Origin of the sequence: uncultured Cetobacterium sp., assembly GCF_947038635.1 — a bacterium.
Classification (GTDB): Bacteria; Fusobacteriota; Fusobacteriia; order Fusobacteriales; family Fusobacteriaceae; genus Cetobacterium_A.
Window position 1 is genome coordinate 1 of the sequence record NZ_CAMQXC010000037.1, and the last position, 17049, is coordinate 17049.

Below are 17049 nucleotides of genomic sequence, written 5' to 3' on the forward strand. Positions count from 1 at the left end.
CCACAGCTCCTACTGATATAATTAATCCTGCTTCTTTATGAATAATCATAACAGTAGATATCGTTCCTGGTCCTACAAGCATAGGAAAAGTTAGTGGTGTTATTGCATATCTTATAGCTTCCTTTTCAGACATAACATTTCCTGAACTTTCTTTTGATACTCCCAAACCTAATAGATTTCTAAAGGCAACAACAATAAGTATCATTCCTCCAGCTACTCTTAATTCGTTCATACCTATTTTATATAAATAATTCATGAAAAAATCTCCGGCAACTATAAAACCTGTTACAATTCCAAATCCAGAAATAACTATAGCATTATACATTTTTTTTCTTATTTCAGGATTTTGATCTTTTGTTAATGTCATAAATAATGGTACATTCCCAAATGGATTTAAAATTCCAATAATTGTAAGAACATATGTCATTATATCTATAACAAACTCTTTTCCCATACTTATTAATCTCCTCTTTAATTTATTTACACACTATAATATATAAATAATTTAATAAAGTAAAGTTTTTTATATATTATTTTTATAATTTAAATTAAATGTTCTTTTTTCCTCTTCTCTAAACTCATTTTGATTATCCCAAGTTATTTCTGCAATATCTTTAGTAAATTTAGGATAGCTGTTGCAATAATCTATTACCTCTTGAGTTAAAGCAAATCCATGCTTTAAGAAATAATCACTTGCATCTCTTTTAATTATCCTAGTTACAAATGTCGCTAATTTACTTGAAATATCCTCTGTAGAATTTGTCTCAATACTTTGCATATATTGATGCATTTTCACAAAGAAATCTCCCTCACCATAATATAATCTAAATTTATACCAAAATGCCAATCTTACAAAAAGACCCATCTCTGTTATAGTCTGCTCACTATTTTGAAGTTCAATCATTCCATTAACTACATTATCTCTAATGCTATTTGTATACTCAATTCTTGCTTCATTTGCATACCAGTTATTACTAACCTCTCCAAACAATCCCATATGATAGTTATTTACATCCATTTCATGACCTACTTCATGGCCTACAACCCATCCTGAGGCAAAATTTCTTACACTTGCATTTAATATATCATGACTTCCACCACTGTATGCAGTATATCCTCCTACAAATGACCCTCCTGCATGTGGATTATCATTACCTGATCCCAGCCACATAACTCTTTTGTAAGGAATAGAATTATTAAAATGGGAATTCATATTATCAATATAATAAAGAAAATCTAAAAATTCATCAGTTATTTCAACTCTTTGACTTAACGATCCCTCTGATATATTATTTTTTAACCAATCAAATTTTACTGCTCCTATAAAGTTTCTTCCCTCTATATAAGCTAAATTTGAATTTAATTTTACACCATCTCTATCCGCTATTAATGTTGTATTATTTGGAATTTTGTAAAACTCCTCCTCTTTTGTAACTCCATATTTATAGACTATAGCATTTTTAGGATTTAATGAGTATAACTCTATCTCCTCTCTTCTGCTTCCAGTTAAAACTAACTGCCCTGTAATTTCACCTAAATTAATGATATTTAATCCCTTTTTTAATGAAAATGAATATTCTGATTGAGGTTTATTTTCTCTTAGTATTATATGTGCACTTAAATTTTTACTGCATATAATAGCGTAATCTTTATTCGGAAGTATATAGTAAGGTGTTAACGAGATATCTCCAGTTCCATTTGTTCTTAATGGACCAAAATAATAGTTAGTATCCTGTGATATACTTTTTATTTTATAAGTTTCAAAAGGTAACTCATTTTCATTTTTTAATATAGATTCTGCTATATAAAGTTTAGCTAATAATGTCTTGCTTGTTGATACTTTCTCTTTAAACTTTTGTATTGTAGATAATTTAACACCTTTATTTAAAGACTTATAAAGAGTCTTATCTTCAAATAGTCTTTCGATGTTCTCTTGAAGCTTATTGTAAATAATAAAACCTATTTTATTAAGTATCACTACATTTGCATAAACCTCTTTAAATCTAATACAAATTTCTGATGCTAAAATGGGATTAAATGTGAACTCATTTTCTCCCGATGTTGGATTGGAGTTTAGGTATTCTTTTACAAACTTCCAATCTTTCCTAGAATCATTTTTATAATAAATTTCAGCTTTATAAACTTTTCCATTATTCCCATTACCATGTCTATTTATAAATTTAAACTCTGTAAAAACTTTTTTTGATTCAAATTTAAATATAATATCTCCTGGCCCTGTTGAATGGAAATAAGTATTTGGATCTCCATCAAGCATACTAGAAATTGGTATTGCTTCTCCACATTTTGATTCAACCTCTATTTTTTCTATAGGGTATTCATCTACAACATCTTCTATATTATAATAGATGCTTTGATCAAGTCTTTCAAGATGTACACAATTGAATTTCCATTTTTCATAATCATCTAAATAAACTTCAACTATTACTGAATTCATTAAAATTTCTGAAAAATCTATTTTTAAATTTCCTTTTTCATCCTCTACTGTATCAATCTCTTCAATCTCTTCAATTTCATTAAAAGAGTTTACAAAAAATACTTTTGTTTCATAAATATAATCTGGCTTCTCTTTAAAAAATACTTCCAAGCTCTTTAATACTTCAAAACTTTGATTAGGTATTTCACATCTTATAGGATTCATTGAATTTAAATAAATCTCTTTTGCTTTTTTTATTTTTTCTTTATAACTTTCAGTTATGGTACATCTTCTTTCTAAAGCTAATATATCCTCATACTCTACCTCAGATTTTAGTATTTCAAAATCAGAATCTTCAAAAATATTATCTATTTCACTTTCTAAAAGATTATACACAAACAACTCTAACTCATTAATCATTGCCCATTTATTTACTGAATCTTCTATTCTTATGCATATTTCATCAGTTAAATATGGTATATTTTCTACCATTAGCCAATCATTTTTGTATGAATCAACATTATAACTTCCAAACTCAATCCACTCATTCTCTTGATTTAAATCCTTTACTAAAACTTTAAATCTATTTATTAATCCTGATGTGTTGCTTCTAAAACTGATAAGTCTTAATCTATTAATTAGATATTCCTTATTTAATTTTAAATTTACTTGTGCATATTCAGTATAATTTACAGTGTGGAATTTTGTTTCAACATCTCCATCAAACATGTTTATTAATGGGTAAGATGAATTTTCAGCATTTGAAGAAACTTGTAAATCTTCAAATTTTATTCTTGTATCTACATCCTCATTAAAACAAAATTCAGATAATAAATAGCTATTACTTTTTATCTTATATATTCTATCTGCTCCATATACTAAAATTTTAACTTTTTTAGTTAGTATTTTTCTAAAATTCAATGTTACATTTTCTTCATCTATTAACGGATTACACTTTATTACTTTGTTTTCACCTAATGAATTTTCATATGCTAAACATACTTTCAATATTCTTTGTTCACACACAAATTGAATCTCATCTAATATTGTATCTCCATTTAAAGATACTTGAAACTCCTCTGGTATTAATGAGTCAATATATAGTTCTTTTGCTTTTTTCACAGTATTTATATAACTTTCCGTTATTAACCCAGCTTCTAAAGATTCTATCTCCTCTAGTGTCACACCATCTCTTATTGTAGTTTGAGTTTTATCTGCAAAAAGATTTGCGATTTTTTCTTCAATTGTATTATACTTAAATAAATCTATTTCATAGAAAACTACAAAATTATTATGTCCATCTGTTACTCTTATACAAATTTCTGATGCCAATACTGGTTCAAATACTGCCTCTCTGAAATCTCCACTTTGTTCTGTCAGTTGTTCAAATACTTTTTTCCACTCTTCATTATTTTTTGTTCTATATAAAATTTCATAAGTTTTTATTCTTCCATTATGAGATGACCTAGTTTGAAATTTCACTCTATTTATCAGTTTTGCCGTACCTAATTCTAAAACAAAATCTCCGTACTCTCCTGTCCCATAACTTCTGTAATCAGCACTATGAAATGTTGTATTTACGTTGTTATCTATAGCATATATTGGTGCATTATTAGAGTATTGTCCACATAAACTTTTGGCTACCATTGTTGTTTTATCAACTCTTACATCCACATCTTCACTTGCATAAAATTCATCTTGAGAAATCTCCATAATTTCAATATTAAAATTATTCCCTTGCTCTATTTCTCCATATAAAAATAGTTCAAAATTATTAGAATAAAAATTTTCAAACTCTACAAGTGTTTCCACTTCAGCTATTGAAATCTCTATTGAATTTGAAATTTTTTCATACTCGTGGCTATCCTTATATCTTATTTCCCCTTTTAAAACTCTACCTATATCTCTCAATCTTAAGGTTTTAATTACACTTTTTTGTTCTTTTTGTATTTCAAATTTATGAGGTACTAATCTATCTATATACAAAGCCTTTGCTCTTTTAAATAGATTTATATACTCCTCTGTCGTTTCTAAACGTGTTTCTATTTCATCAAGCATTTCCAATGTAACTGTTTCTTTTAACTGAGTACATTCAACATCATTAAATAATTCCTTCAACATATCACTTAACTTATTATATTTAAAAATATCCATTTCATAGATTATTACAAAGTCATCATTAGATTTTGTTACTCTAATACAAATTTCTGAAGCTAAAATTGGGTTAAATTTTATATTTCTCCAATTTCCACCTATTCCCTCATTTAGAGACTCTCCTACTTCTAACCACTCTTCTGTAGGTCTCTCTTTATATAAAACTTTATAATTATCAATTCTTCCTAATGAGTTTGGTCTTGTTAAAATATTTATTCTATCTATAACTTTTGGAGATGAATTTTTTAAATAGAAATCTCCATATCCAATATCTGTATAAGCATTACTATGAAAATTTGTAGCCTCATCTCCATCAATAGCTCTATCTGCCCCTAAACTTCCATATACTCCACATCCAGAACTAGCTAACAAATTACTCTTATCTACTCTTGTATCAATATCTCTTTGAGCAAAATATTCATCTTGATCTAACTCTACTGCTATTACCTGTGCATTTGCTAGCTCTGCTGAAGCAAAAATTGTAAAAATTATATCTTTAGCATAAAATTTGTCAAATGTTACTATTTTATTCTCATTAATGTTTTCTGTTTCTATAATTTTTTCATTTCCATATCTATCTACATAAGTAGCTTTAACACGATATATATTTTCTTCAGTGACAAAATTAAAACTTTCTACTACTTTAAAATCATTGCTTGTATATTCAATAATCTCTCCCATCATTCCTCCTATAAGAATATCTCTAGCAATAGATAGTTTATCTATATACTCTTGTGTTAAGCTTGTCTTTTTTTGCAATTCAATAATAGATTCTATTGTTACTTCTGGCTTTAATTCTATATATTCATCATTTAAAAATAGATTTTCAATCTCTACACTCAAATAGTTGAACATAAAAATTTCAATTTCATCCTTTGAAAGTTGCGTATTTCCTTCTCCCGTTAATAAAAATTTTTTTACCATTACAGGGTGTATTTTTAGTGTCCCACTAATTGGAATATTTGTTAAAGATATCCAACTTTGTCCTTCTCCTGGACTATAAAAAATCTCTAAATTTACAAAGTCTCTCTTTAATTTTATTCTATCGATTATTTTACTATTTTTTAATTCAACCTCTATTCCATTATCAACTTTTATTATTTCAAAGTCACTTTGAGGTATTCTTGTATCAATATCACTTTGAGCATAATATGGTTTTATATCTGTTAAAACTGGAGTTACATTAATTATTGATGCTTCTGACTCGCCAATTTTAACTTTTACTGAATCTGTCAAAATAGGATCAACCTCCCACTCCTGTATATTTCCCATCTCTCTTAACCTATTAGCTCTCAATGTTATATCATTTCCTATAAAATCTTTAAACTTTAAATTTAGTTCTTCTGGAAAAATATTATTTTGACTTTCTATTATTAAATTCTTTATTATAGAATTTGAACTTAACTTTAAATTAAAATTATTACTACTCGGAGCATTTCCATTTCTAATGAAAGTTATTTCTGAACTCATCCTCTTCCCCCTAAATATTTCCTTCTAAATTTCTCTTATAATTATTATTTATTATAGTTATCTCCTCTTCTATTAACTCTTTATAATTTGAGAAATTAACTCTATTTAAATCAATTGCTAATTCAGGATATTCATTACATTGAGATAATATTTCATTTGAAATTTCATATCCATTCTCTATAAAATATTTAGATATATCTCTTTGTAATAGCTCCACTACCCATAGAATGATTTTTTCCAATTGATTTTCTATTCCATTAAAATTAAAACCTTGAAACTTTTTATATAAATTTGGTAAAAATCTATCACTGTTAAAGAATAATCTTAGTTTAATCCATAATGCTCTTTGATTATCTTCTGGAACTATCATTACTCTTGAGTATCTAAATTCAAGTTCTTTTGTTAATAAAAATATTAATAGCTCTTTAAGTTCATCATTTGCATCTGAACTTCCAATAAAATCTTTTGCTATAACTCTACAAAAGTTTGGATTTGCAAGTTCTTCAATTGATTTATTAAACATTAATTTAGACATTCCACCAAAAGTAGTATAACTTCCATTTTGAGTAGTTTTTTGTTCAACTACATTGCTGCTTATCCCTTGAACCAAAACTCTTTTAAATGGAGATACATGATAATACTCATTTCTATTTAATAAAAAATATATATAATTGAAAATAGTATCTAAATTTTCAATACTTTGTAAAAATTCAAATTCATTATAACTATTTTTTATCTTCTCTTTATTTAATTGACAAATAAAATTTTTTCCTTCAACTAACCCTAAAATATTTGTCTCATCTTCTATAAACTCTCTGTAATTAACTTTACCAATAGAATAGTTTTTTATCTCATCTACATTAAATATAGTTATATCTATATTTTTAGTGATATCATCAACTAAAAATAGTTCCTTTGTATTTTCTTTTAAATAGATTGAATTTAACCCTTTTTTTATCTCTACTTTTTTGTCTCTTAAATTCTCAAAATTTTCTATATCATATAAATCAACATCTTCACTTGATATAACCAAATACTCTTTTTTGCTTTTAAAAGTTATTCCTATTGACTTTATAGATAAATTATATTTTATTTTTAAAGTGTCAAAATACTCATCTCTATTTTCATTAGAAGCTAATAGTTTTAGTTTTTTTCTTGTTACTTTATTATTGTGAAGCCACACATATTTTCCAATATCTAATAAATTCAATATCTCTATATTCTCTTGATATCTATTTTTTAATTCTGTTATCTCTTTTAATCTTATTTGAGACTTTACCACCATACAGTCTAATGATTCAAAGATAGTTTTTAAATCATTTTCAACACTTACATTTGAATAAAATTTTATATCATTCATTACTATCCAATTCCCATAACTACTATGGACTCTTATACAGATATCTGAGACTAATATGTCTTGAAATTCAGCTACTTTCCATCCTTTTTCTGCAGTTGTTTCTGATTGATAAATAGAGATCCATCCTGCATCAAAATTACTATTTTTATAAAGTATTTCATATTGATCGATTCTTCCATTGTTTGCACTCGGGTGTCTTGTCAAAAATTCAATTTTATTTATAACTCTAGATTCTTCAAATTTAAAGTAAACATCTCCATACCCACCATTAGAAAACTGATTTGAATGAAATAAGGTATCCTCACTATCATCTAAAATTAAATCAGGACCATTTCCATTCCAAACAGAAATATTAGAAGATGCAGTTATACAATTTTTATCAACAAACTCAAATGTATTTCTATCTATTTTCATATTTAAACTCCCTTTTTCTAATTTTTATACGACTAAAGGGGAGTCGCCTCCCCTTTAGTTTTTAATTATCATTTATCTTCTAGCTATTTTATTTAAATAGTTTAATCTTAATGAATTTGCTTTAAATTTATCAAATATTACCGATGTTAATAGGTGATCTGCTTGATATAATGTTTTATACGCACTTGCTGCTTCTGGACCGTGCATATCAATACCATAATCATCCATAGCTATATCCCATGAAATTATCCCTGCTAAGTTATTATCAACAATCCATTGACACTTTGTTTCAACTGATCTCTCATCTTCAAATGTATAGAAAATTCCTGCAGTTTGGTTGTATAAATATGGAGCTTGTGCAGCCTCATCATAGTAATACTGGAACTCTCTTCCATTTAATACTACTCCTGCATGAGGATTTGCTGGACCATTTAAATCTAAAGTTTTTACAGTTACACTTTCACCTTTTATTAATTTATTTAAGTGATGTAAAGGTAGAACTCCTGCTCCTCTTCCTCCATCCATTGTTCCTGGAGCTGAACATCCTTTTGCTCCATTTGAAGCTGCATCTATGTTTGTTCTAGCATATAATCCAGGTGTATTTGGATTTACCCAACCTGAAGCTGGTTTAAATATTCCTGACCATCCTCTTGAATAGAATGGTGCTCCAACTGTTAATTTAGTAACTGGAACTCCATAAGTTGTTGTTACATAATCTATTAAATCCTTTATTGAGAATGCATTATCTACAGGATTTGTTTCTGATAATGGTTCACTTGGATTTTGGAATAAATATGATTGGTGATTTGATATTGGATCAAAAGCTCCATGTACATCGTAAGTCATGTAACTGATAAAGTCACAAGTTGGATGCCATACTCCAATTCCACTCTTTTGAATATGAGTTTTTCCTGATACTATTGCACATGATAAGAAATAGTATTTTCCATCCTCTTGTCCTGCTTTATCTAAAGCTCCTCTTAATGCTTTCATTAAGTTAGTGAAAAGAACTTCTTCATCATCTGTAGCTCTTGGTGTTCCTAAATCATTTTTATTATCAACTAAATCTGCATCTCTTCTTGAACATGGGAATTCCCAGTCAATATCTATTCCAGCAAAGTTAAACTCTCTAATGAAATCAATACATCTCTTAACAAAATGGTCTATTTTATTTGATTGAGCTGCATCTCTAAAGAATGCTGATCTTGACCATCCACCTAACGATGCTATTGGTTTAACATATGGATATTTTTTACACATTTCATTATATTCTGTCATAAATGCATTTGTCCCACCATAAGCTGAGAATGCTGCACCTGGATCAAATATATTTGGTGAAACATTTAAGCTTCCTGCTCCATTAACTGCATCTCTAGCTGATTGAGCTAAATGTGATATATCATCTTTATCTGTGAAAAACTTTCCAGTATAATCAGGAATTACATCTACGAATGCGTATTGCATATGAGATATTTTATTCCATGGAGTTATTTTTGGAGTATATTTTCTTCCTCCCCATTTTCCCCACTCTGGAGTATATGTTATATGCATTTTTTCCATTGGAGATCCTAAACCTTCAACTTCTGATGTATTCATTGGCTCTAAGTGAGCATTAGGTTTTGTTCCTGCCGAATCCATTAAGTGGTTTCCAGGACAGTCTATTGCACTCTCTTCCCCTGCTGATAATTTTGTCCATGGTGACCAATCTCCATTTAATTTTGGAGCATCTCCTTTTGAAGCCCATCCTGTATGTCTAAAATGGAATCCTTGATAATATACTATCTTATTTGTTGCTGCTCCATACTCAATAGTAGAGTTCCATTCTGGATATTTACAATTTTTTACTCCACCATCTGGAGTTGCTATTTCAATTACACCTGTTGTACTTTTATAATAAACTACAACTTTATCATTTGTTTTTTCATCTCTTACATATGTTACTCTATAAACGAATTTAACATCTTTATTTGAAGGATACTTAGAAGCTGAAATAGTATTTTTAGCTGACCCTTTATTTCCTGATGTAAAGTTTGTTGGTAAAACCTCTGCTAATTCTCCATCTAAGTAAACACCTAAATTACTATCAATAACTCCCCAAGTATTATTAAGTGTTATTTCATAATTACCATTTGTATTTACAGTATGTGCCCATAAATTTGAGTATGGTAAAGTTGCTGGGAAATCCCCTTCCACAGGAGGTGGTATTACTACATCTTCCTCTACTATAACTGTATTTGATGTGATTTGTTTAAACTTATTAGCCCAATAATATTTTGCTATAAACTGATATGTTCCAGGTGCATTTGATGCAAAGTTTGCAACTTGAGTTCCTGAATTAGTCGTTACTTTTTCTACTCTTGTATTATTTTTATATAACTCATACTCCACTGAAGTTATTAGATGAGCATTCTCTCCTAATGTTAACTCTCCAGTTAAATTTTTATTTATATTTTTTAAAATAGCGTTAAGTACTGTAGGTTCTAATTCTGGAATAGGTGGTAATACTTCATCATGATTACAGTCCCCTAATAATTTTAAAATATTTTGTACAAGTAGTTTAAACGAAAGATACTCTTCTAGTTTTGTTACTCTACTAAGATTTAATACAAAATTATTCATTTTTTCAATCATTGGATCTAACTCTTCACAAGCTACTCCATTGTGTATTGTTGAATACTTACTATTTATAAAATTAACTTTTTCTATTGTGTTGTTATATATTTTTTGAAATTCTTGTTCTCTGTCTATAACAGGAAATAAATCATTATTCGTTTTTTTCATTTGCAGTTTTATCCTCCGTTTAGTAAATTTTTATTTAAACATTCTATATGATTTTTCAAGATTTGCTTGATAAGTTGATGTTTCCTTATTAAAATTTGTATGCTTTTCTAAAAATGTTGATAATCTTCCAATCTCTCTTGATAATTTTATTAAATCACCTTCAAGTTCTTGGAATTTTTTTACTAAAGTTTCCGTTTTTGAAAACTCTTTATTTTTTTCCTCTAATTTAGAAAGTGTAATCTCTACCGATATTAATTTTGAAGATAATTCTGAAAAGCTTTCTCTAAAAGCATTATTAAAGTTTTCGTTTCTTTTCAGAGCTTCAACATATTCTGTTTTTATTTGTAAATATTTCTCTTGGTAATACTCACATTTTTCTTCATATTCTTTATTTATGGCAGTTAGATTAGCAACTTCTTTTTTTAGCTCTTTATTTTTCTTATTAAAGAACATACTATCTCCTTTCATTATAAAAATATCTTAAAATATTTTCACTTATCATTTTTTTATTTTTCTTTTAAAAAATTAAACTATATTGCATCAATTTAAACATTTATGAAAATATAATACATTTTTTATTTAAAATAATCAACAATATTTTTAAATTTTTTTATATATATTTTCTATACGTACATTTTCATTAGGATACTTCTCTTTAAATAAGGTTTTTTATTTTTTTATTTTTTAGTTTGAATTTTTAATCGAGGTATGTTAATATAAATTCACTTATCATTAAATTTAAATTTTTTTGAAATATTTTTTCTTTTTTATAAAATTAATAATTTCAATCCATGAAATTAATACAAATATAATTAAAATAGGAGGTCAATTTATTTTGAATTCAAATAATGAACTAGATTTTCAAGTTAGCGACTTAAAAAGTAAAATTACATCACTTTTTGACAAGTTTAAAACTCTTCAAACAAGCATGAACTTAATAATGGATATTGTTTCATCAAATCCAGAATATAATATAACAAAAAATAAGTTAGAACTTTTAATAAACTTATCTCAAAACTTAAATAGCACTAATAATATTAATGATTTTTTCGAAATAAAAGCTCTTGCTTATGACGTTGAAAAAATGATTTTTGATTTAGAGCATATAATCGAGGTTAGTGAGCCTGAAGTACCCGAAATTATTGTACCTGAAATAAAAACAGCTCTTTTAGAGGATACTGGAAGTACTTTAATAGGTTCTTTAAAAAATATTGTCGATCCTGAAATTAGATTAAATAGTGTTGAATACAAATTATATAAAGAAACAACTTCTGGAATTAGTGAAATTCTACATATCTCTTTACCTGAATCTATGTTTAAAGTAGATTTCAACTTTAGAGAACATGGAACTTTCTATTTTATAGCAACTTATTACTACGATGGTGCCAATGAAGTGATACAAAGTAACACTATAAAATCAAACAATATTACAATTCAATTGATTGATAAAGAGGTTCCAACTATTTGTTGTGCTGCTTTAACAGCTTTTGAAAACACTCCTAAAGGATTATTAACTAAGATTATAGATAAGGATTCTGCAATAACTGAGGTTGTTTATACACTAAAAAATACAAATGATGTTTCAATTGAAACGATTGTAAATAACAATCCTTTTGATCACATCCAATTTGCAAGTGTTAGTGAAGGTAATTACTTTTTTAAGTGTAATTGTAAATATAACATAGGTTCTAGAACTGGAGAAATTTTATTAAACTCTAATATTATAAATATTAAAGGAAATACAACTACCCCAGAGCCTGAACCTAATCCTGATCCAACTCCAGATCCAGAACCGACTCCTAATAAAAAATGGCCTAGAGGTATTTTTGCTCCATTTGTAGATGCAGCTAGAGATGATGTTAATTCTAAATTTGCATTAGCTGATAAATCTAAAATTACTGGTGTTCAGTTTTATAATTTAGGATTTATTACTGCTGACCCAAACAAAAATCCTGCTTGGGCAAGTAATTTAAGTCTACCTGGTGATAAAGGAACTAATGCTGGCCTTATGCAAGATATTGAAAGATTAAGATCTATGGGTGGAGATGTTTGTATCTCTTTTGGTGGACTTAATGGTCCTTATTTAAATGAAGTTATAACAGATATCCAAGATTTAAAAAACAAATACAAATCAATTATAAATAGTTGGAATTTAAATAGAGTTGATTTCGACATGGAGCACAATAGAATAGTTGGTAGCGAAACTTGTGAAGAGAACAAGAGAAACCATGCAGCTATAAAACTCTTACAAGATGAACTTAAAGCTGAAGGTAGATACGTAGGAATTTGGTTCACACTACCTGTTATGCCTTATGGTTTAAATCAAAATGAGCTTCTTTTAATTGATGACGCTATAAAAAAAGGTGTTGAAATTGAAGGGGTTAATGTTATGGCTATGTGCTATGGTGGTGCTTATGCTGGAAATATGGGTGAACAAGCTATATCCGCTATGACAAATTTACATTCGCAATTAAGAACTCTTTATAGTAATAATGGAATTATTAAAACTGATGATGATCTTTGGGCTATGGTAGGTATTTGTCCAGAGATTGGAATAAACGACACTGGATCTTTTAATACATTCTTTTTAGAAGATGTTGCTCCTGTTATTAGCTTTTGTAAAACTAAAAATGTTGGAATGATAACTTTTTGGTCTGCAAATAGAGATAAAGCAAATAATGGTTCAGATGTAAATGGTCCTGATTCTACTGGTTTACCTCAAGATGAATTAGCTTTTACTAAAGCTTTTCAAATTTACAATAATACAAATACGAATGTAACTCCATTAGTTTTTTCAGCTGATTCTGGAATTTATAACGGTATTCCAGTTTGGCACGAATCAATGAGTTATCCTAACTCAAATACAAAAGTTTACTATAATGGCAAATTTTATGTTAATGGATGGTATGTTTCTGCTTGGGATCAACCACCATCATCAAACGAAGCTTGGAAAGAAGCTACAATATAATTTTAAAATAGGGAGCGTGTAATGAATACTTTAGAAATACAAAACATAAAATCTCATTTTTCAAATGTTTTAAATCACTATAATAATTTAAAAAGAAAATTTGTTAATGCTAGTGATGAGCTTGAATCTTTAAATATTCAATTAATAGAGTTAAAAAATAAAATAAACAGTTTAAATATGGAGTCATCAATTATTTATTTCTTCGAAGTAAAAGAGTTACTTTCAAGTGTTGAAAAAAATATATTTGATTTAGATTTAGATATCGAAACACCTGAACCACCAATCGATCCTCCAGTTGAACCTGAGGTTATAATTCCTACTATTGGAAATATAGAACTAACTATAACAGATAAAAAAGCTTCTGTTAATACAAAAGCTATATCTGATTCTCAAAATAGAATAACTCAAGTTACATATTATTTAAAAACTTCTGTTAGAAATACAATTGAACAAAAAACAACAACTAACCCTAATGAAACTATAACTTTTGCGGCTATTTTAACTCCTGGAGATTATATTGTTGAAGCTATATTCTCATATAGAGGAACTCAATCATTAGAGCAAATTATAAAATCATCTAACTTAGTTACTGTTAAAGAGGATATTATTATTCCTCCACCTACAGGAGATAAAGTTGCAACTTTAAAACTTTCATCAACACAATCTTGGGGAAATGGATTCAGTGCATCTTTAGAGTTAATCTCTCATACAAGTGAAAATTATGCTGGAAATTGGGAGTTAAGCTTTGATTCACCGGCTACTGGAATTTCTCAATGGCAAATTAATGCTTCTAAAACAGGTAATAGAATCTCTATAACTTCTGGAGCAGATTGGTCTGGAACTCCTCATTTTAATTTAGGACCTAATGGAAACTTCACAATTGATGGAATTAATGGTAATGGAGCTCCATTTGATAAGAAGATTGCATCTAATGCAACATTAAACGGAAAACCAATAACGTTAATCATCAATGGAGAAACTATAGAAGGTGGAGAAAATCCTGAACCACCAATCGATCCACCTGTTGATCCTGAAATTCCTACAGTAAATTTTCCTGAAAGATTACCTTTAATTGGAGCCACAGATGTAGATGCAATATATTTAAATGGAGATAATACTCAACTTTTAGGTACAGTATCAATTCCTTCTTTAAATATTCATTCTGAATATGCAGTTTATATTAATGGATTCAAATCTTTTACTACTCCAGTTGAATTTACTAGAAGATCTTCTATGGTTAATGTTTCTTTAGCTGTAGCATCTCTTTCATTATTAACAGGAAATAATACTGTACAATTAGTATTTGCTGGAACAAATAATTCAATAGTAACGTATTATCAAACTAATACTCTTACAATAAAAAAAGAATCTTCTGGAAATTCTAAGAAAACTTTAGTTGGATACTGGTCTTCTTGGGGAGGAAATGGTCCTACAGCTTACGTTGATTTAGAAGCTACTCCAATTGAATATGATACAATCGTTGTTTCATTTATTGAAGCCCCTGATCATCTAACTCCTGTTTTTGATCCTGAAGCTAGTAAGCAAGTTACAAAAGCTCAATTCAAAGAAAAAGTAGCAAGAATGAAAGCTAAAGGGCATAATGTTATCATTGCAATTGGTGGACAAAATGGAGTATTCCATATCGGTTCAGAATCTGATAAACAAATTTTTAAAAATGGTGTTATAAACATAATAGAAGAATACGGATTTAATGGATTTGACATCGACCTAGAAGGACAGAGTGCACAAAATGGTACTACATATGTTGTTGATGCAATAAAAGAAATCATCGAATACTTTAGAGCTAAAGATCCTAACTTTATATACTCTATGGCTCCTGAAGTTGCTTATTTAATAAGTACTGGATTTGGAAGTTTATATATAGATCTTATTAAAAAGACAAAACATCTTATTACAACTATACACCCTCAATATTATAATGCTCCTGGAACTGGAGTTTATCCTTTTGATGGTAGTGGAGTTGCAATCGATTGTAAAAATCAAGCTAGATTCATTCCTGAATTTACAGAAGCTCTTATAAAAGGACATGATGGTCCTGCATGGGGTGGAGAGTATGCACAGCTATTCCCTATTGGACCTATTCCTCAAGAGATTTTAGCTATAGGTTTACCTTCTGGTGTTGGAGCTGCTGGAACTGGTGCTATCAATGATATGAACGTATTTGTTGATGCTTGGAGAGAAGTACAAAGAAGAGGATATGATGTTAAAGGATTTATGACTTGGAGCATTGATTGGGATAAATATCACAACTGGCAATTTAAAAATGCTTTAGCTCCTCTTATTAAATAGTGATTTCCATGAAAAAACTTAGAATTTTATCTATTGATGGTGGTGGAGTAAAAGGAATTATTCCTGCAATTATTTGTGAATACTTAGAAACTGAAATATCAAAAAAGGTTGGAAAAAAAATATATCTTCATGAATATTTTGATTTAATAGTAGGAACAAGTACAGGAGGTATTCTTGGAGCCCTTTATGCATCACCAAACTACCATAGTGCTCAAGAAATTGTAGAACTTTATAAAAATTGTGGAGATAAAATTTTCAAAAAAAATATAATTCGAAGGGTTTCATCTTTTGGTGGAATCCTTCGTCCTAAATACTCTACAAAAGCTCTTGAAGAACTTTCTCAATCTCTCTTTGGAGATATCAATTTAAGTGATACATTAAAACCATTTATGTCAACCTCTTATGATTTAATTAGAGCTAAAGAGATTTTTTTTGATAGCTTAAATGCCAAAAGAAAGCCTTTAAAAAATTTCAAATTAAAAGATGTTGTTATCGCTACTTCATCTGCACCAGTATATTTCAATGCTAAAAAATTAATTTCATTAAATGATGATGTTTATAATTGCATTGATGGGGGAATTTTTGCAAATAATCCCGCTCTTATTGCGTATGCTGAAGCTAGAAATATCGATTTTAAAAAACATTTAAAAGAGGACAAGCCCTCTTTTCCAGGATCTGATGATATGATTCTCATATCTATTGGAACAGGTAAAAAAGATGGATATAAAAATTATGAACATCTTAAAACTAAAGGTGGAGCTAAATGGGTAGTTCCTATTATTGATATTCTTTTTTCTGCACAATCAAATACAGATGATTTTGTTTTAAGAAAAATATTTGATTCTTCAAAAAATAAATGGAACTATTACAGATTAAATCCTAGATTATATAAAGGTTCTTTAGAACTCGATAATAAATCTAGTGATAATATTGAAAATCTTTCTCATGATGCTTATGAATTCATAAAAAATAATAAAGACAAATTAGATGATATAGTTTTACAACTTATTTTAAACCATTAAAATCTACTGATAGAAATATTAGTAGATTTTTTTAGTAAAAGTTACAAAAAATAAAAAAAAACTCTTTTTACAGAGTTTAAATTTCAAATGGTGCCTAGAAAAGGATTCGAACCTTCGACCGCCCGGGTATGAACCG

8 protein-coding genes are annotated in these 17049 nt (G+C 28.3%); 3 read left to right on the forward strand and 5 right to left on the reverse strand.

What is annotated here, in order from left to right; all coding sequences use genetic code 11:
- From Q0V08_RS05375 to Q0V08_RS05395, 5 genes are all read right to left on the reverse strand, one after another.
- The coding region (locus Q0V08_RS05375) for a MarC family protein (RefSeq protein ID WP_297432760.1) at window positions 1–454 on the reverse strand (454 nt) is incomplete at its 3' end.
- 69 nt (window positions 455–523) lie between these two features.
- Window positions 524–6058, reverse strand: coding sequence for a discoidin domain-containing protein (locus Q0V08_RS05380; protein WP_297432762.1), 5535 nt, complete (start codon window positions 6056–6058; stop codon window positions 524–526).
- 10 nt (window positions 6059–6068) lie between these two features.
- On the reverse strand, window positions 6069–7832 hold the full coding sequence (locus tag Q0V08_RS05385) for a hypothetical protein (RefSeq protein WP_297432764.1): 1764 nt from the start codon (window positions 7830–7832) through the stop codon (window positions 6069–6071).
- Between the two features lie 72 nt (window positions 7833–7904).
- Window positions 7905–10613 (reverse strand): glycosyl hydrolase family 18 protein, encoded by a 2709-nt coding sequence (locus Q0V08_RS05390; RefSeq protein ID WP_297432766.1) that lies wholly within the window; start codon window positions 10611–10613, stop codon window positions 7905–7907.
- Window positions 10614–10643: 30 nt separating this feature from the next.
- Window positions 10644–11066: a hypothetical protein gene (locus Q0V08_RS05395; RefSeq protein WP_297432768.1), complete on the reverse strand. Its 423-nt coding sequence runs from the start codon at window positions 11064–11066 to the stop codon at window positions 10644–10646.
- A 382-nt stretch (window positions 11067–11448) separates the two neighbouring features.
- Here Q0V08_RS05395 and Q0V08_RS05400 point away from each other — a divergent pair, with 382 nt between their 5' ends.
- Genes Q0V08_RS05400 through Q0V08_RS05410 form a run of 3 tightly spaced genes read left to right on the forward strand, consistent with a single transcriptional unit; the run spans window position 11449 to window position 16913 of the window.
- Window positions 11449–13581: a hypothetical protein gene (locus Q0V08_RS05400; RefSeq protein ID WP_297432770.1), complete on the forward strand. Its 2133-nt coding sequence runs from the start codon at window positions 11449–11451 to the stop codon at window positions 13579–13581.
- Window positions 13582–13602: 21 nt separating this feature from the next.
- Window positions 13603–15891 (forward strand): glycosyl hydrolase family 18 protein, encoded by a 2289-nt coding sequence (locus Q0V08_RS05405; protein WP_297432771.1) that lies wholly within the window; start codon window positions 13603–13605, stop codon window positions 15889–15891.
- Between the two features lie 8 nt (window positions 15892–15899).
- Window positions 15900–16913 (forward strand): patatin-like phospholipase family protein, encoded by a 1014-nt coding sequence (locus tag Q0V08_RS05410; RefSeq protein WP_297432773.1) that lies wholly within the window; start codon window positions 15900–15902, stop codon window positions 16911–16913.
- Window positions 16914–17049 lie beyond the last annotated feature (136 nt).

Bases quoted from the DNA above. Each gene is read 5' to 3' on its own strand.
- Q0V08_RS05380 (WP_297432762.1), bottom strand. From the start codon at position 6,058: ATGAGTTCAGAAATAACTTTCATTAGAAATGGAAATGCTCCGAGTAGT.
- Q0V08_RS05385 (WP_297432764.1), bottom strand. From the start codon at position 7,832: ATGAAAATAGATAGAAATACATTTGAGTTTGTTGATAAAAATTGTATA.
- Q0V08_RS05390 (WP_297432766.1), bottom strand. From the start codon at position 10,613: ATGAAAAAAACGAATAATGATTTATTTCCTGTTATAGACAGAGAACAA.
- Q0V08_RS05395 (WP_297432768.1), bottom strand. From the start codon at position 11,066: ATGTTCTTTAATAAGAAAAATAAAGAGCTAAAAAAAGAAGTTGCTAAT.
- Q0V08_RS05405 (WP_297432771.1), top strand. From the start codon at position 13,603: ATGAATACTTTAGAAATACAAAACATAAAATCTCATTTTTCAAATGTT.
- Q0V08_RS05410 (WP_297432773.1), top strand. From the start codon at position 15,900: ATGAAAAAACTTAGAATTTTATCTATTGATGGTGGTGGAGTAAAAGGA.